General features: G+C 64.1%; 18 protein-coding genes. 11 read left to right on the plus strand and 7 right to left on the minus strand.

The annotated features are described in order from the left end of the window. Position 1: 1 nt before the first annotated feature. A complete protein-coding gene (locus ACN0S5_RS20405) occupies positions 2-1,147 on the plus strand; it encodes an amidohydrolase (RefSeq protein ID WP_417210776.1) in 1,146 nt (381 codons plus the stop codon). A 31-nt stretch (positions 1,148-1,178) separates the two neighbouring features. Here ACN0S5_RS20405 and ACN0S5_RS20410 read toward each other — a convergent pair whose 3' ends face one another. Both ACN0S5_RS20410 and ACN0S5_RS20415 read right to left on the minus strand, forming a co-directional pair. Further along, on the minus strand, positions 1,179-2,216 hold the full coding sequence (locus ACN0S5_RS20410; RefSeq protein ID WP_417210778.1) for a zinc-dependent alcohol dehydrogenase family protein: 1,038 nt from the start codon (positions 2,214-2,216) through the stop codon (positions 1,179-1,181). A gap of 11 nt (positions 2,217-2,227) precedes the next feature. Then, positions 2,228-3,208 carry a membrane dipeptidase gene (locus ACN0S5_RS20415; RefSeq protein ID WP_417210779.1) on the minus strand — a complete coding sequence of 327 codons (981 nt, stop codon included), beginning with the start codon at positions 3,206-3,208 and terminating at the stop codon, positions 2,228-2,230. Between the two features lie 238 nt (positions 3,209-3,446). Between ACN0S5_RS20415 and ACN0S5_RS20420 the strand changes: the two genes are divergently transcribed. Then, the gene (locus ACN0S5_RS20420) at positions 3,447-4,628 is read left to right on the plus strand and encodes an aspartate aminotransferase family protein (RefSeq protein ID WP_417210780.1); all 1,182 of its coding nucleotides are present in this window, start codon (positions 3,447-3,449) and stop codon (positions 4,626-4,628) included. A 93-nt stretch (positions 4,629-4,721) separates the two neighbouring features. Continuing rightward, positions 4,722-5,648, plus strand: a complete 927-nt coding sequence (gene argF / locus ACN0S5_RS20425; RefSeq protein ID WP_417210782.1) for an ornithine carbamoyltransferase — start codon at positions 4,722-4,724, stop codon at positions 5,646-5,648. Between the two features lie 74 nt (positions 5,649-5,722). Here argF and hrpB read toward each other — a convergent pair whose 3' ends face one another. Further along, positions 5,723-8,179 carry an ATP-dependent helicase HrpB gene (hrpB, locus tag ACN0S5_RS20430; protein WP_417210785.1) on the minus strand — a complete coding sequence of 819 codons (2,457 nt, stop codon included), beginning with the start codon at positions 8,177-8,179 and terminating at the stop codon, positions 5,723-5,725. 154 nt (positions 8,180-8,333) lie between these two features. Here hrpB and meaB point away from each other — a divergent pair, with 154 nt between their 5' ends. The 4 genes from meaB (at position 8,334) to ACN0S5_RS20450 (ending at position 10,840) form a co-directional block, all read left to right on the plus strand. Then, positions 8,334-9,314 (plus strand): methylmalonyl Co-A mutase-associated GTPase MeaB, encoded by a 981-nt coding sequence (gene meaB, locus ACN0S5_RS20435; protein WP_417210786.1) that lies wholly within the window; start codon positions 8,334-8,336, stop codon positions 9,312-9,314. A 255-nt stretch (positions 9,315-9,569) separates the two neighbouring features. After that, on the plus strand, positions 9,570-9,857 hold the full coding sequence (gene rpmB / locus ACN0S5_RS20440) for a 50S ribosomal protein L28 (RefSeq protein WP_323771531.1): 288 nt from the start codon (positions 9,570-9,572) through the stop codon (positions 9,855-9,857). Positions 9,858-9,972: 115 nt separating this feature from the next. Beyond that, on the plus strand, positions 9,973-10,311 hold the full coding sequence (locus tag ACN0S5_RS20445) for a hypothetical protein (RefSeq protein WP_417210788.1): 339 nt from the start codon (positions 9,973-9,975) through the stop codon (positions 10,309-10,311). Between the two features lie 43 nt (positions 10,312-10,354). Continuing rightward, a complete protein-coding gene (locus ACN0S5_RS20450; RefSeq protein WP_417210790.1) occupies positions 10,355-10,840 on the plus strand; it encodes a copper chaperone PCu(A)C in 486 nt (161 codons plus the stop codon). Between the two features lie 35 nt (positions 10,841-10,875). Here the strand turns inward: ACN0S5_RS20450 and ACN0S5_RS20455 are convergent, their stop codons facing one another. Then, entirely contained in the window at positions 10,876-11,592 is a 717-nt protein-coding gene (locus tag ACN0S5_RS20455) for an NAD-dependent deacylase (RefSeq protein ID WP_417210792.1), read from the minus strand. Positions 11,593-11,637: 45 nt separating this feature from the next. Between ACN0S5_RS20455 and ACN0S5_RS20460 the strand changes: the two genes are divergently transcribed. Beyond that, a complete protein-coding gene (locus ACN0S5_RS20460) occupies positions 11,638-12,087 on the plus strand; it encodes a low molecular weight protein-tyrosine-phosphatase (protein WP_417210795.1) in 450 nt (149 codons plus the stop codon). Here the strand turns inward: ACN0S5_RS20460 and ACN0S5_RS20465 are convergent. Further along, entirely contained in the window at positions 12,078-12,257 is a 180-nt protein-coding gene (locus ACN0S5_RS20465) for a CTP synthetase (protein WP_417210796.1), read from the minus strand. The two genes, ACN0S5_RS20460 and ACN0S5_RS20465, sit on opposite strands and share 10 nt — an antisense overlap. A gap of 141 nt (positions 12,258-12,398) precedes the next feature. Between ACN0S5_RS20465 and ACN0S5_RS20470 the strand changes: the two genes are divergently transcribed. Further along, positions 12,399-13,262, plus strand: coding sequence for a DUF1353 domain-containing protein (locus tag ACN0S5_RS20470; protein WP_417210797.1), 864 nt, complete (start codon positions 12,399-12,401; stop codon positions 13,260-13,262). 92 nt (positions 13,263-13,354) lie between these two features. Next, entirely contained in the window at positions 13,355-13,633 is a 279-nt protein-coding gene (locus ACN0S5_RS20475; protein ID WP_417210798.1) for a hypothetical protein, read from the plus strand. 134 nt (positions 13,634-13,767) lie between these two features. Here the strand turns inward: ACN0S5_RS20475 and ACN0S5_RS20480 are convergent, their stop codons facing one another. Further along, the gene (locus ACN0S5_RS20480) at positions 13,768-14,100 is read right to left on the minus strand and encodes a hypothetical protein (RefSeq protein WP_417210799.1); all 333 of its coding nucleotides are present in this window, start codon (positions 14,098-14,100) and stop codon (positions 13,768-13,770) included. Between the two features lie 103 nt (positions 14,101-14,203). Here ACN0S5_RS20480 and ACN0S5_RS20485 point away from each other — a divergent pair, with 103 nt between their 5' ends. Beyond that, positions 14,204-14,692 (plus strand): REP-associated tyrosine transposase, encoded by a 489-nt coding sequence (locus tag ACN0S5_RS20485; protein ID WP_417210801.1) that lies wholly within the window; start codon positions 14,204-14,206, stop codon positions 14,690-14,692. A gap of 776 nt (positions 14,693-15,468) precedes the next feature. Here ACN0S5_RS20485 and lepA read toward each other — a convergent pair. Continuing rightward, positions 15,469-16,572: translation elongation factor 4 (lepA, locus tag ACN0S5_RS20490; RefSeq protein WP_417210803.1), on the minus strand; the 1,104-nt coding region annotated here is incomplete at its 5' end.

The raw sequence follows: 16,572 nt of genomic DNA on the forward strand, positions 1-16,572 counted from the left end.
CATGGGCATCGTGGATAGGTTGGACAGCGGAATGCTGGGCAGGTCGCAGGCCCTGCGGCATGCGTTTCATCGTTTGCCGGAACTGTCGGGGCTGGAAACCATGACCGCTGCGCGGATCGCCGAAGAGATGGCGGCGCTGGGGGCCACTCGGGTTGTGACCGGGCTGGGTGGGACCGGTGTGGCGGCGGTCTTTGGCGCAGGAGAGGGCGGCCTGCTGATTCGTGCAGAGCTGGACGCGTTGCCGATCCATGAGACGGCGCAGCCCGACCACCGGTCACAGCGTGACGGCGTGGCGCATCTGTGCGGGCATGATGGGCACATGGCAATCCTGCATGCGGTGGCGCAGGCGCTGGCGGCCGCGCCGCCCGCCGCGCGCGTCATCCTGTTGTTCCAGCCGGCGGAAGAGACCGGAGCAGGCGCGCGGGCGGTGCTGGGGGATCCGCGCTTTGCAGAGCTTGGCGCGCAGATGGCGGTGTCCCTGCACAACCTGCCGGGAATGCCGCGTGGTGCCGTTGCGCTGCGTGCGGGGCCGGTAAACTGCGCCTCACGCGGGCTGAAGGTGCGGCTGACGGGGCGGACGTCCCATGCCTCGGAGCCAGAGAAAGGGCGGTCGCCGGGTGCTGCGCTGGCCGGATTGATTCCTGCTCTGGGCGGGTTGGCCCGCGACGTACCGACAGAGGATCCGGGCTTTCGTCTGGCCACGGTCACCCATGCGCGTCTGGGGGCGCCGACCTTTGGCGTCGCGCCGGGCGCGGCAGAGATCTATGTGACCCTGCGCACCCTGCTGGACGATCGCATGGCGGCGCTGGAGTCCGAGGCGCGAGCGCTGGTGGCCGAACTGGCGGCAGGGTTTGACACCGAAATCACGGTGCATGAGGCCTTTGGCCATTGTGTGAACCACCCCGACGCCACCGCCCTGCTGGACCGCGCGGCGCAGGGCCTGCCCCGGTTCGAGGGCGCGCTGCCGATGCGCGCCTCAGAGGATTTTGGCCTGTTCGGAAGTGTGATGCCCTCGGCGATGCTGTTCCTTGGATCGGGTGAGGACTGTCCCGCCCTGCACGCGCCGGACTATGACTTTCCCGACGCATTGATCGGCATCGGTGCGGGCATCTTTCTGCGCGCGGTCGAGGCGTTCGGACAGGCCTAAACGGTCCCCCGATGCGCTACGGAGACCGGTGTCAGAACGACGTGATCACCGTCGCGCCGCGCGCCTGAAAGCTGTCCATCGCCATCAGGGCGGGCACTGCCTCTGTCAGGCTGATCCGGTCGCCGACCAGCCGGTCAGGGCTTAGCGCGCCGCTTTCGATCATGTCCAGCATGGCGCGGTAGCGGTGCGCTTGCATGCCGTGGCTGCCAAGGATTTCCAACTCCCAGCCGATGACGCGGTCCATTGGCAGGGGCGGGCGGCTCTGGTCGCCCAGCAACAGGCCGACCTGAACGTGCCGACCACGCTTGCGCAGCGACAGGATGGAATTGGCGCAGGTTTCGGGGTGTCCCAGCGCGTCAATCGACAGATGCGCGCCGCCGCCTGTCAGATCCCGGACCGCCTGAGGCACATTGCCGTCACGGGCGTTCACCGTGGCGCTGGCCCCCGTTTCGCCGGCCAGTGCCAGCTTGTCCTCGTCGATGTCCACCGCGACGACCTGCGCGCCCAACGCCCGCGCGATCATGATCGCCGACAGGCCGACGCCGCCGCAGCCATGCACCGCAACCCATTCCCCGCCCCGGACGCGGCCCTGATCCACCACGGCCCGAAAGGACGTGGCAAAGCGGCAGCCAAGGCTGGCGGCGGTGTCGAAACCCATCGTTTCCGGCAAGGCCACGAGGTTCATGTCGGCCTGCGGCAGGGCGACATATTCGGCAAAGCTGCCCCAATGGGTAAAGCCGGGCTGGAACTGCGCATCGCAGACCTGCTGGTGGCCGGCATGGCATTCGGGGCAGGTGCCGCAGGCGCAGATAAAGGGCACGGTCACCCGGTCGCCTTCTTGCCAGCGGGTCACACCGGCACCCACCGCCGCAACGGTGCCGGCCAGTTCATGACCGGGAACATGCGGCAAGGCGATATCCGGGTCATGGCCCATCCAGCCGTGCCAGTCGCTGCGGCAGAGACCGGTGGCCGCGACCTTGATCACGACACCGCCCGGCGCGGGTGCCGGATCGGGCAGGGTGGTGACCTTGGGTTCGGCCCCGAAGGCCTCAAAGAGCATGGCTTTCATGGTGAACCTCTTCAGGCGGGGCCAAAGCTGGACTCGTAGAACCGCAGCCAGTTGCCACCCAGAATACCCTCGGCCTCGGCCCGTGAAAAGCCGACCTCGCGCAGGCCGTCGCGGATGTTGTCCCAGTCGCGGTTGTCCTGAAACCAGTCGGGCATGGGCGGAAATCCGGGCGCAGAGGCAGAGCCTTCGCCGTAGTCGATGTCCTTTGTCCAGCGGCCGACGCGCATCCATTCGACCACGCTGTCGGGCTGGTCCTGACACAGGTCGCTGCCCATCCCCAGATTTTCGGCGCCATAGCGGTCTGCGGCCTCTGCCACCATCTCGCAAAAACTGGTGAGGGTGCAGTTGGTGCCGCCTGCAAGGTGATGCGGATACAGGGAAAAGCCCAGCATCCCGCCGGAGTTGGTCAGCGCGCGCAGCACCTCATCGGATTTGTTGCGCAGGGCAGGGTGCCACCAGTCGGGATTGGCATGGGTGATGGCAATGGGGCGAGTGGAATGGTCGATCGCCTCCAGCGTCGACCGCTCTGCCGAATGGCTCATGTCGATGACAAGGCCGACGCGGTTCATCTCTGTCACCACGGCGCGGCCCATGCGGGTCAGGCCGGTGTCGTCTTCCTCATAGCAGCCGGTCGCCAGCAGGGACTGGTTGTTGTAGGTCAGTTGCATGAACCGCACGCCAAGCTGGTGCACGATTTCGACGAGGCCAATGTCATCCTCGATAGGCGAGGGGTTCTGAAAGCCAAAGAACACGGCGGTGCGCTTTGTCTCCTGCGCCTCCCGAACGTGCCGTGCCTCTGTTCCGCGCAGGATCAGGTCGGGAAACCGTTCGAACCACCGGTTCCAGCGTTCAAGGTTGGCCACTGTCTCACGAAAGCTTTCGTGATAGGCGATGGTGACATGGATCGCGTCCACGCCACCGGCGCGCAACTGGCGAAAGACCTTTTCCGAGAAGTTGCAGTACTGGAGAGTGTCGATAAGGGGCGCTGTCATGGGCTGACGCTAGCGGCGCTTTGGCAGCCGCGCAATGCAAAGCCTTGCGTGGTCGGCGAATTGCTGTATGAGCACAACCATGATGACAATGGTCCAGATCCGACGAGACTAAGCTCTCCTGATCCCCTCGTGCCCCGTGCGGCGCGGGCACGCCTGTTGCATCATAAAATCCCATACATCTTGACTCGGCCCTAGGTGCTTGCCACCAATCGGGCCTTCACCTTCTGAGGACAGCGATATGATCCCCTCCGTTCTGCCGACCTACAACCGCGCGCCCCTGCATTTCGTAAAGGGCGAAGGCTGCTGGCTGTTCGAGGAGGACGGGCGACGTTTTCTGGACCTTGGGTCCGGGATTGCCGTGAACGTGCTGGGCCATGCGCATCCGCCGCTGGTGGCGGCGCTGACCGAGCAGGCGAACAAGCTGTGGCATGTGTCGAACCTGTATGAGATCCCGCAACAGCAGGCGCTGGCCGACAAGCTGGTCGAGTCGACCTTTGCCGATACGGTGTTCTTCACCAACTCGGGGACCGAGGCCTGCGAACTGGCGGTCAAGATGGCGCGCAAGCACTGGTACGAAAAGGGCCACCCGGAAAAGACCGGTATCCTGACCTTTGAGGGCTGCTTTCACGGTCGGTCTTCTGCCGCCATCGCGGCCTCGGGGTCCGAAAAGATGGTCAAAGGCTTTGGCCCGGTGCTGGCCGGGTTCACGACGCTGCCGTGGGGCGACCATGACGCGCTGCATGCGGCGATTGACGACACCACCGGCGCGATCCTGATCGAGCCGGTGCAGGGCGAGGGCGGTATCCGCGCGCTGCCCGACCAGTGCCTGAAAGGGCTGCGCGATCTGTGCGACGAAAAAGGCCTGCTGCTGATCCTCGATGAGGTGCAATGCGGCGTGGGCCGGACCGGACGCCTGTTTGCCCATGAATGGGCGGGCATCACGCCGGATATCATGATGGTCGCCAAGGGCATCGGCGGGGGCTTTCCGCTGGGCGCGGTGCTGGCCACCGAAGAGGCGGCCTGTGGCATGGTTCCGGGCACGCATGGATCGACCTATGGCGGCAACCCGCTGGGCTGTGCTGTGGGCAAGGCGGTGCTGGACATCGTCGCGGACCCCGATTTCCTCGACGATGTGCGCGCCCGTGCCGGATTGCTGCGGCAAAAGCTGGAGGGGTTGGTGGCCGCGCATCCGCAGGTCTTCGAAGGCGTGCGGGGCAGCGGCATGATGCTGGGCCTCAAATGCAGGATGGCTCCTGCGGATGTGGTCAAGGCGGGCTATGCCGCCGAGGTCATCACCGTCCCGGCGGCCGACAATATCGTGCGCCTGCTGCCACCGCTGAACATCACCGAAGGCGAAATCCAGCAGGCCTTCGACCGTCTGGACGCCGCCGCGACCGCATTGGAAAAACTCTCTGCCTGAAACGGCATCTGAGTTTGAAAGACCTCGGGGGAGGGGCCGTCAGGCGAAAAGGGCCGTGCCCTGCCTCCCCCCAAGCCAAAAGAAAAATACGCTATGAATCATTTTCTCGATATCCACAAAACCGACAAGGCCGCGTTGCGGTCCATCATCGACACGGCCAAAGCGATGAAAGCCGCCCGTCAGGGACAACCCAAGGCGGTGCCGGATGAGGATCAGGCGCTGGCCGGGCGCATGGTGGCGCTGATCTTTGAAAAACCGTCGACCCGGACACGTGTTTCGTTTGACGTGGGCGTCCGCCAGTTGGGCGGGCAGAGCATGGTGCTGTCGGGCAACGAGATGCAGCTGGGCCATGGCGAGACCATCGCCGACACGGCCCGCGTGTTGTCGCGTTACGTCGATCTGATCATGATCCGGACCTTTGACGAGTCGGTGCTGGAAGAGATGTCGGAATACGCCAGCGTTCCGGTAATCAACGGGCTGACCGACCGGACCCACCCGTGCCAGATCATGGCCGATATCCAGACCTTCGAAGAACATCGCGGCCCCATCGCGGGCAAAAAGGTGGTCTGGTGCGGCGATGGCAACAACGTCTGCGCGTCGTTCCTGCATGCCGCCGGTCAGTTCGGCTTTGACCTGACCTTTTCGGGGCCGGTTCAGCTGGACCCGGAGATGGAATCCGTCGGCTGGGCGCGGAATGCGGGCCGGTCCATCATCATCGAGCGGGATGCGATCAAGGCGGTTGAGGGGGCCGATCTGATTGTCACCGACACATGGGTGTCGATGCATGACGCCCAAAGCTCGCGCGAGCGGCGGCACAACATGCTGCGCCCTTATCAGGTGAACGCCAAGTTGATGGAGGCGGCCAAGCCGGACGCCCTGTTCATGCATTGCCTGCCCGCGCACCGCGAGGAAGAGGTGACATCCGAGGTCATGGATGGCCCGAACTCGGTCATCTGGGACGAGGCAGAGAACCGCCTGCACGCGCAAAAGGCCATCATGCGCTGGTGCCTTGGCGTCTGACGGCGGGGCCTTCCACGCGCCCCGACTGCCGCGCCTGCGCGCGTCAGCGGCCCGCCCTCCAGCCACGCCGCGGCTCAGCTTCGCGGTTTGGCTCTGAGCGTCGGGTCCGCCTGTGTCGGGTCCTCGGGCCAGGGGTGCCGCGGATACCGCGCGCGCATGTCCTTGCGCACATCGGCATAGGACCCGGACCAGAAACCGGGCAGGTCCATCGTGGTCTGCACCGGGCGCTGGGCGGGCGACAGCAGCGTGACCTTCAGCGGCGTGCGGCCCACCATCGGGTGGGTCTTTTGGCCAAAGAGTTCTTGCAGGCGCAGGCTGATTTCCGGGTGGTCGCCGGAATAGTCGATGGGGATCTGACGACCGAGCGGCGTGGTGAACTGCGCGGGGACGCTATTGTCGAGAGCCTGCATCTGCGTCCAGTCGAGCCGCGCGCGCAATGCGGGCAGCAGGTCCAGCCGTTTCCAGTCTGCCGCAGTGCGGACGCCTGACAGATAGGGCAAAAGCCAGTCTTCGATGGTGTCGAGCAGGGCCTCCGGCGACAGGTCCGGCAGGTCTTGCCCCGCGTCCCGCGCCAAGGCAACGCGCGCGGTGAACCGGCGTGCGGCGTCGGAGAGCGTCAGGCCCAGATCGCGGACACCGTCCAGCATGGCGCGGGCGATGGCCATGTCCGGGGCGTCTTTCCAGATGCGATCATCCAATGCGAGGGCGCCAAAGCGTTCCTGCTGCCGGGCGATGACCCGGCGGTCCCGCTTTGACCACTCACAAAGGTCGGTCCAGGTGATTTGATCTTCAAAGAGCCTGCGGATATCGCTCAGGGAAATTGCGATGGCTTGCCTGATCTTTGCCTCACGGGGATTGCCATCGGTGTCGGTGACGACAATCAGCCGTTCGCTTGCCAGCGGATCGTGATCGTCCATGACCGCGCCTTTGCCCCCGGAAAGCTGATAACGGGCCGCGTCGCCCTTTCGACGCAGGCCGATGCGGTCAGGATACGCCAAGGCGGCAAATTCCGCAGCGCTGTAATGTCCTTCAGGATCAGCGGGTTTTGCGCGGTTTCTCGTGCTTTTGGTGAGGCGTTTGGCTTCTGTCTTGATGCGGTCCAGCGCCGCGCGGTTGATTTGGGCGCGTTGGCGCTCTGAAAAGGCGCGCGGATCGCGGAGCGCGTCGAGCCGGAGGGTAAGGTCTGAGGTTGCTCCTGTGAGTGGATCGCGATCAGACAAGAGTGCGGCCAGATTTGCGCCCTCTGGACCCGAAAGAGTCACCATATGTGCAAGTCTCGGGTGAAGCGGGAGCCTGCTCAGATCCCGCCCGTGCGCGGTGATCCGCAATTCTGTGTCCAGAGCGCCCAACATTTGCAGCAACGTCTGTGCCTCGGCATAGGCCCCTTCGGGTGGCGGTGTCAGAAACGGCAATTGCGCCGGATCCGCGCCCCAGAGGGCAATTTCCAGCGCCAGAGAGGACAGGTCCGCAGCCTCGATTTCCGCTGGGGGAAAAGGCCTTAGCGCTCCTTCCTCACCTTTTGTCCAAAGTCGGTAGGCGGTGCCGGGGGCAACGCGGCCCGCGCGCCCGGCGCGTTGCGTCGCCTCGGCGCGGGTGACACGCTCGGTGATCAGACGTGACATGCCCGAACCGGGGTCAAAACGCGCCCGGCGCGCCTTGCCGCCGTCTACAACCACGCGGATGTCCTCGATCGTGAGCGAGGTTTCGGCGATGGACGTGGCCAGCACCAGTTTGCGGCCCGCCTGTTCCGGGCGGATGGCGGCGCGTTGGGCAGAGAGGTCCATCGCGCCAAAGAGCGGGCGCAGGTGTGTGTCCGCAGGCAGGTGCGGTTTCAGCAGCGCCTCGGTGCGGCGAATCTCACCCTCACCGGGAAGGAAGGCAAGGATGCCGCCTTGTGTGTCCCGATGGGCTTGCAGGATGAGGTCGGCCATGGCCGTGTCGAACCGGGTGCGTTTCGGCAGCGGTTGCGTCAGCCACCGGGTTTCGACCGGAAAAGCGCGGCCTTTGGACGTCACGACGGGCGCGTGCATGAGATCGGCCACCGGCTGGGCCTCCAGCGTGGCGGACATGGCGACAAGGATCAGATCGTCCCGCAGGGCTCCGGCGATTTCCAGACACAGCGCAAGCCCGAAATCGGCATTCAGCGAGCGTTCGTGGAATTCGTCGAACAGCACCGCGCCGATCCCGGTGAGTTCCGGATCGGATTGGATCATCCGGGTCAGGATGCCCTCGGTCACCACTTCGATTCGCGTGTGTTTCGAGGTCTTGGACTCTCCTCTGATGCGGTAGCCGACAGTCTGGCCGGGGGATTCGCCCAGTTGTTCGGCCAGCCGTTGCGCGGCGGCGCGGGCGGCCAGGCGGCGGGGTTCCAGCATCACGATCTTGCCGTCGGTCAGATCCGCATCCAGCAGAGCCAGCGGCACGCGGGTTGTCTTGCCCGCTCCGGGGGGGGCCTGCAGAACGGCGCGGCCGCTATTGCGCAGGGCCGCGATCAGGTCCGGCAGGGCGTCATCGATGGGAAGGCGTGTCATGGGCTGGCTTTACCCGATGGGACGGGCGCTTGGCCAGCGGTGGCGGGGGCGCTGCCCCCGTCGCCTTTCAGGCGACTCCCCCGGGAATATTTCAGGACAGAAGAAGCGCGGGCGCGGTCTGGACTTTTTCGCGGCGGCGCGTGATGAAACCGGGATGGATATAGACGACCTGAAAACCCGCATCCTTGCGGGCGAGCGGCGGGCGCTGGCCCGCGCGATCACGCTGGTGGAAAGCGGGCGGGCGGATCATCGCGCGCAGGCGCTGGGTTTGCTGGATGGGCTGAAGGATCACGGGCGCGAGGCCTTGCGCGTGGGGTTGTCGGGCACGCCGGGTGTCGGCAAATCGACCTTCGTCGAGAGTTTTGGCATGATGTTGACGGCGCAGGGTTTGAAGGTCGCGGTGCTGGCGGTCGACCCGTCCTCGGCGCGGTCGGGCGGATCGATTCTGGGGGACAAGACGCGGATGGAGCGGCTGAGCCGGGATCGCAACGCCTTTATCCGGCCCTCGCCGTCGCAGACCCAGTTGGGCGGGGTGGCGCGGCGCACGCGTGAGGCGATCGACCTGTGTGAGGCGGCGGGCTTTGACGTGGTGCTGATCGAGACGGTCGGCGTCGGCCAGTCCGAAACCATGGTCGCGGAGATGTCCGACCTGTTCCTGCTGTTGCTGGCGCCTGCGGGCGGCGATGAATTGCAGGGGGTCAAGCGGGGGATCATGGAGATGGCCGATATCCTGCTGGTCAACAAGGCGGACGGCGATCTGAAATCAACGGCGATGCGGACCTGTGCGGACTATGCCGGGGCCTTGCGGCTGTTGCGCAAGCGCCCGCAAGACCCTGACGGCTTTCCCAAGGCGATGACCGTGTCCGCGCTGGAGGTTACCGGGTTGGCGAAGGCATGGGCCGAAATGCAGGCGCTGGCCGACTGGCGACGCGAGAACGGGCATTTCGCGGCGCGGCGTGCGGCGCAGGCGCGATTCTGGTTCGAGGCGGAAGTGCGCGAGCGGCTGCTGTCGCGGTTGTCGCGTGAACCTGTCAAAGGGGCGATGGCGGCGCTGGCGCGTCAGGTCGAGGACGGCGCGTTGACGCCTTCGGTCGCGGCGGAAGAGTTGTTGCGGGACTATCTGCAAATGGACTGACGGTGGGATCGCGGAACACGCGGTTTCACTGGCGGTGCAAAGGTCGGCGTTCCAAGCCTAAACTGCGGGTCGATGAATCGTAACAGGCCCTTGACGAAGCCGACGCATCTGCATATGCACCGTCGAACCAGATTCCGGGCGCCCCCCGATCCACGTAACGGGCGGCGCCTTTTGATATTGGCAGGGCGAAAACGCTCTTGCATAGATGAAACCGGCGGGGCAAAGGCCTTGCCACCAGTGGATGAGGACGAACCGATGTCGCGTGTCTGCGAACTGACCGGCAAAGGCCCCATGGTGGGCAACAATGTGAGCCACGCCAACAACAGGACCCGGCGCCGTTTCCTGCCGAACCTGAACGATGTGACCCTTCAGTCCGAAACGCTGGGCCGCGGCGTCAAGCTGCGCATCTCGGCGCATGCGCTGCGCTCGGTCGATCACCGCGGCGGTCTGGATAAATTCCTGGCCAAGGCGAAAGATACCGAGCTTTCGGATCGCGCGCTGAAGGTCAAAAAAGAGATCAAATCGGCACAGGCAGACGCCTGAAGCCTTTGACGACGGACAGTGAAAGCAGCCTCGCGCCACCTGGCGCGGGGCTGTTTCCTTTTGTCGCTTTGGTCACATCGGGCAATGGCGATATATCGGCCGGATGAAGCAGCGTTTGCGGTCCCTTCTTGGTGTGGTGATGACGGTCGTGATGGCCGTGACCAGCCTGTCGGCGGCGCATGCGCGCGGTCAGGCGGCCCCGGTCGGCACGATGGTGATTTGCCGTGGTCTGACCGTGGCGACGGTGTTGATCGGCGCGGACGGCCAGCCGGTAGAGGTGCAACACATCTGCCCCGACGCGGCGCTGGCGCTGTTTGTCGAAACCGGCGCGGTGCCGCCGCCGATCACGCAGGCCTTTGTCTGGCAGGCGGTGCAGTGGGATGCTCCCGTTCTTGTGGCCGGGTCCCGTGGTGCGATTGCCGCACAGGCGCGGGGGCCTCCGGCGTTTCTCTGACAGTGCGAAATGAAACCTGACAGAGACCCTTGAGGAGACCCAAATGACCCTGAAAACCCTTTTCGCCGGCGCGGTTGCGCTGTCCCTTGCCACGCCTGCGCTTGCAGAGATCGTGGTCAAGGACCCCTATGCGCGCAGCTCGGGCCCCACGGCCAAGGCTGGCGCCGCCTTTATGGTGATCGAGAACACCGGTCCCGAGGATGACCGGCTGATTGCCGTGGCCTCTGAGATCGCGGTGCGTGTGGAACTGCACACGCACAAGGACATGGGCGAGGGCGTCATGCGTATGATGGAGGTCAAGGAGGGTATTGTCGTGCCTGCTGGCGGCGTCCATATGCTGCAACGCGGGGGTGATCACGTGATGTTCATGGGGCTGACCGGGCCGATGGAGCAGGGCAACACCGTCACTGTCACGCTGACTTTCGAGAAGGCCGGTGAGATGGTGGTCGAGATTCCTGTCGATCTGGAGCGCATGCAGATGCACGGCATGGATCATGGCACGGGTGCGGGCATGGACGTCACCAACTAACACTTTATCACGCCGGCGGCGGGGAAATCCCCGCCTTATGCAAACGGCAGGCGGCGCGCGCCGCCTGTCAGCAATCCATCCACCCATCGGGGCACGACATCGGTTGCGGGGCCAATATGATGTCGGTCAAAGGCGCGCGAAATCTCTGTGCGTTCGAGGTTCAACTCGACCGTTTCGGCCCCGGCCTGTGCGGCCTCGACCACGAATCCCGCTGCCGGGTAGACCTGTCCGGAGGTGCCGATTGCTGCAAACATCGCGCAATCGCGCAGGTGGTTGTCGATTTCTTCCATGTGATAGGGCATCTCGCCGAACCAGACGACGTCCGGGCGCGCTGCGGGCGCATGGCAGTCGGGGCAGGGGGTTTGGGGCCGCATTTCGGATGGCGCGGGCCAGCGATGACCACAAGCGGCGCACAGCGCCCCGGCAAGAATTCCGTGCATGTGGAGTGCTGTCGCGCCTGCGCTTTCGTGCAGCCCGTCGACATTCTGGGAGACAAGAATGACCTCACCCGGCCAGTTTTTCTGAAGGCGGGCAAGGGCGATGTGGGCGGCGTTGGGCGTGGCCGTCGCCGCCTGCTGGCGGCGCGCATTGTAAAAGGCGTGGACCAGCGCCGGATCGCGGGCAAAGCCCTCTGGCGTGGCCACATCCTCGATCCGGTGCTGGGCCCAAAGCCCGCCCGCGTCCCGAAAGGTGCCCAGCCCGCTTTCCGCCGACAGGCCCGCGCCCGTCAGGATGACGATCTTTTCGGCCATCTCCGCTCCCTTGTCCAAGCGTGCCCCGGTCGCTAGGACCATATCATGACCCACCGTATCCTCTTTGTCTGTCTCGGCAACATCTGCCGGTCCCCCACCGCCGAGGCCGTGGTGCGCGCCAAGGCAGAGGCGCTTGGCCAACCCCTTGTGCTGGACAGTGCCGGAACGGGCAACTGGCATGTGGGCAAGCCGCCCTATGGTCCGATGCAGGACGCCGCCCGTGCGCGCGGCTATGACCTGTCAGACCTGCGTGCCCGGCAGGTGTCCTTTGAGGATTTCGGGCGGTTCGATCTGATCGTGGCGATGGACGCGCAGAACCTTGACGATCTGAGCGGCCTTGCGCCCGCCGAGGGCGGGGCGCAGTTGCGGCTGATGACCGACTTTGTGCCCAGTGCCAACACGACCGACGTGCCGGACCCCTATTTCACGCGCGACTTTGACGGCGCGCTTGACCTGATCGAACGCTGCGCCGATGGCCTGTTGCGTCAGCTGTAGATCTGTCGCGCGACATACCATGACACCGGCGCGGCCAGAACAAAGCCAAGCGCGGCGGCCCCAAGAATCGGCATAAGCGTGCCGTAGCCCGCCACAAGCACGGCAATGATCAGCGAACCGGCGAGACTGGTGGAAATCAGCGAATAGAGCAAACTGGCCAAACGGAACATGGCGCTCTCCTGAGGTGCTTGTTTGCGCGACATATAGCGTTTGAGGCATTCTTCGGCCTTGATCTGGGTCAGGCGTGGCTTGATCGGCGCGCGGGAGTCCCGTATTTTCCCGCTATCGAATTTGACCAAATGGATAGTCCCATGCGCACTCTTGCCTTATTGTCCGCCTGCGCCTTTGCGCTCGCGGCTTGCGATACGTCGGGTTACTTCGCCCAGAGCAGCCGCGCCGACGCGCCGGAACTGTCCTGCCTGACCCGGCCGCAGGGCGGCTGTACCTTCAGCCAATCGCCTTTGCGTGTCTTGCCGGAGCCGGTCGAACTGCCCAAGCGGCCATACAAGTTCTTTCCCACGGCCGAACCGCTGAACTTTGTCGATGCGCAGGGCAGCAACTGGGTGGCGCCGCCGCGGACGCTGACCGACGGGGCCTCGATCCCCAAGATATTTGTTGCGATTGTCGGCGATCCGACAGCGCCCGAGTACATCAACGCCGCCGCCGTGCACGATGCCTATTGCGGTGTCGGAAATGAGAGCGGGTCGATGTACCACCGGGCCAAGTGGGAGGACGTGCATGTCATGTTCTACGACGGGTTGATCGTCGGTGGCACGCCCGAGATCCGCGCCAAGATCATGTTCGCGGCGGTCTGGCTGGGCGGTCCGCGCTGGCGGGCGCCGACAGGTGGTGTGCTCTCGACCCAAGGTCAGTCGGACGCGCGCGCGGTGGCCTATCGCAACCCGATGGATGGTGTGTCCGTCGCGCACAAACAAGACGCGATGCGCCGGGCCAAAAGCTATATCGAGGCCACCCGCCCGCCGTTGCCACGGTTGATCGCCTACCTTCAGCGGCAAGAGCGTGAGTTGCTGCGCAATGCTTTCGGGCTCCGCGATGAGGAGCTTGGTCACGAAGGAAACAGCGACATTTTCCCGGACGGCCCGGAAGACGACCACATCCCCGAAGAGGTCTATTACTACGAGGACCTCGGCACCGCCGCCTCTGCCGGCGAGTAAGGCGCGTCTCTTGCCGACATGATCCGGATCAAGGCGGGTCGGGTGCGGCGGTCTATTCTCTCCTGTCAGGGCATCCATCCGGGAGGAGAGACATGATCACGCTGGACGACATCGAAGACATGACCTGCCTGAGCCGCGAAGAGATCGCGGCGGTGGCCGAACATGACCATCTGCCGGAGGTGAACGCCTCGTGTCTGGCGGAGTATGTGATGCATGAGCATCACGGGGCGGCCAGGTTGCAGCAGATGATTTGCGAGGATATTCGCGCGGCGCTGCACAAGGGGGATACCGCCCACGCCAAGGATTTGTACGGGGTGCTGCATCACTTTTTGAAAGCGCATCCCGGTGCGGCGCGAGGGGCGCAGGGCTGAGGGTGGCGCGCGGCGCTGTCCACGCGTGGACAGCGTTACGGTGACGAAAAATCAAGGGGTTACAGAGACGGTTTTACCTGCGATTAACCTTTGAGCCCAGTCGCGGGGCTGTTCAGAGGCCCGTCTGGGACTCCTCAGGGGCCGGGGCAGATGTAGACAATCGTCAGACCCGGACCGGCCAGAGCGATGGCGTAGCTGGTGCCCACCTCGCCCCGAAAAGGGGCGGGCTTTGGGTCGCTGCTGGGGGCAGGGCCGGGGATATTATCGCCGGTGCTGGCGTGGATGACGACCTCTCCGGGGCCGAGATTGTAGAGCGTCCATGTATGCGTGGGCGCGTTCATCGGGATGGACTGCGCGGGGTCGTTCAGATCATGGCCAAGGCATTCCTCGGGCTGCGCGGCCAGCGGGGCGGGCAGGGCCATGGGCAGGGCCAATGTGGCCACCAAAGCTGTGCATTTGCGGAACATGCGTGTCTCTCCCCCCATGGCTGAAGGTAATGTGTTGAGGCTTGGGGGGCAATGAGGGGGGAGGCTTTACGCACCATTAACCCACCTCGGGGGAGGATGGGCCATGTCCCGCTATCTCCGCCCCAAGGTGTCCGGCGCTTGCGTCTTCTTCACGGTCAATCTCGCGGACCGTAGACACGACTTGTTGGTGCGGGAAATTGATCTGTTGCGGGAGGCGGTGCGCCGAACGCGGGCAGAGCGGCCTTTCGGGATTGAAGCTTGGGTTGTCCTGCCGGATCACCTGCATTGCATCTGGCAAATGCCAACGGGCGACCGGGATTATGGCACCCGGTGGCGGCTGATAAAGTCCCGCTTCTCGCGCGACCTGCCCAAGGGGCTGACGCGCGCGAGCCATGACCGGCGGCAGGAACGGGGCCTCTGGCAAAGGCGGTTCTGGGAACATCACATCCGGGACGAGGCCGATTTCGCGGCGCATCTGCGCTATTGCTGGATGAACCCGGTGAAGCATGGGTTGGTGGACCACCCGGAAGATTGGCCATTTTCCTCGGTCCATCGTGATGCGCGGTTCAAGCCGGGAATGGATCTGGCGTAGGGTGCGTGATTTCACGCACCGATGGTTGCGGCGGAGCGGTGCGTGCGAGCACGCACCCTACGCTTGCTGCGGTATCGTTGGACCAATCCGGTGAAGCATGGGTTGGTGGAGCAGGTTGAGGATTGGCCGTATTCCTCGGTGCATCGGGATGCGCGGTTTGAGGGTGGGGGTGGATTTGGTTGGGTAGGGGGTGAAAGTTGGGAAGACGTAGCCCGATGGAATCTCTGGAGAGGACTTCAACGTTCGGAGATGTGCGGCCTCGGCGAGGGAAGGCGTGAAGGTGGAGCGACGGCCCTTGTGGCACTTGCAGGTATCCATCTTTTACTTCTCGAGACGGCTCTTCATTTTATCGATATCAGATCGTATTTCCGCCACACTTCTCGTGGGCTTATCGCTTGTTGTCGATACTCTAGATAGACTCTCCAAGTCCGTTTTCGCCGCGTCTTTTACGGCTCCTGTTGTTGCTGAACGCACAATGTAAAAGGTTGCCGCTACGCCTAGCGGTCCAAACAAAAAACCTAGCAAGGTTGCAATTGGAGCTTTTTCAGGCGCGCGGTCACGCGCGATGAAATACGAGAGCCCTGCGCACAGCATCCAAAGAATGACAAATGTTATCCAAGATTCCAAATCCCAAGTTTCAAAGGTTGCACTTTGTTTCTTCAAACTTGCACGGCATTCTTTGGCTTTCAAGTTAAGCTGGCACACCCGCTCACCGGGTGGGCACGCGGAACCTGCTTCGCAGAACCCGCTGCCGCCCACGCGCCCGGTAAAATGGACTATTCGTCCATTTTCAGGGCGGAAATAAACGCCTCTTGCGGGATCTCCACCTTGCCGAACTGGCGCATCTTCTTCTTACCCGCCTTCTGCTTTTCCAGCAGCTTTTTCTTGCGGGTCGCGTCGCCGCCGTAGCATTTGGCCGTGACGTCCTTGCGCAGCGCCGACAGGGTCTCGCGGGCGATGACCTTGCCGCCGATGGCCGCCTGAATCGGGATCTTGAACATCTGGCGCGGGATCAGGTCCTTGAGCTTGGCGCACATGGCGCGGCCGCGCATGTCGGCGCGGTCACGGTGAACCATGGTGGACAGCGCGTCGACGGGTTCATCGTTCACGAGGATCTGCATCTTGACGAGGTTGTCCTCGCGGTAGCTGTCCATCTGGTAATCGAAGGAGGCATAGCCCTTGGTCACCGATTTCAACCGGTCGTGGAAGTCAAAGACCACCTCGTTCAGCGGCAGGTCATAGACCACCATCGCGCGGTTGCCGACATAGGTCAGGTCCAGCTGGATGCCGCGGCGGTCCTGACAGAGTTTCAGCACGTCCCCAAGATAGTCGTCGGGCACGAGGATCGTCGCCTTGATGCGCGGCTCTTCGAGATGGTCGACCTTGGACATGTCGGGCATGTCGGCGGGGTTGTGCAGCTCCTGCACAGAGCCGTCTTTCATGAAGATGCGATAGATCACCGAGGGCGCGGTGGTGATCAGCTCGATGTTGTATTCTCGCTCAATCCGGTCGCGGATGACCTCAAGGTGCAGCAGGCCAAGGAAGCCGCAGCGAAAGCCAAAGCCGAGGGCGGCGGAGGTTTCCATCTCAAAGCTGAAGGAGGCGTCGTTGAGGGCGAGTTTCTCGATGGAGTCCCGAAGGTCTTCGAATTCGGCGGCGTCGACCGGGAAGAGGCCGCAGAACACCACCGGGATCGAGGGTTTGAAGCCGGGCAGGGGCGTTTCGCAGGGGCGCTTTTCGTGGGTGATCGTGTCGCCGACCTTGGTGTCGCGGACCTGCTTGATGGAGCCGGTGAAAAAGCCGATCTCGCCGGGGCCGAGTTCCTTGACGTCCTGCATGGCGGGGCGGAAGACGCCCAGCTTGTCGACGCCGTATTTGCC

Source organism: Antarctobacter sp. (assembly GCF_048262615.1).
Classification (GTDB): domain Bacteria; phylum Pseudomonadota; class Alphaproteobacteria; order Rhodobacterales; family Rhodobacteraceae; genus Antarctobacter.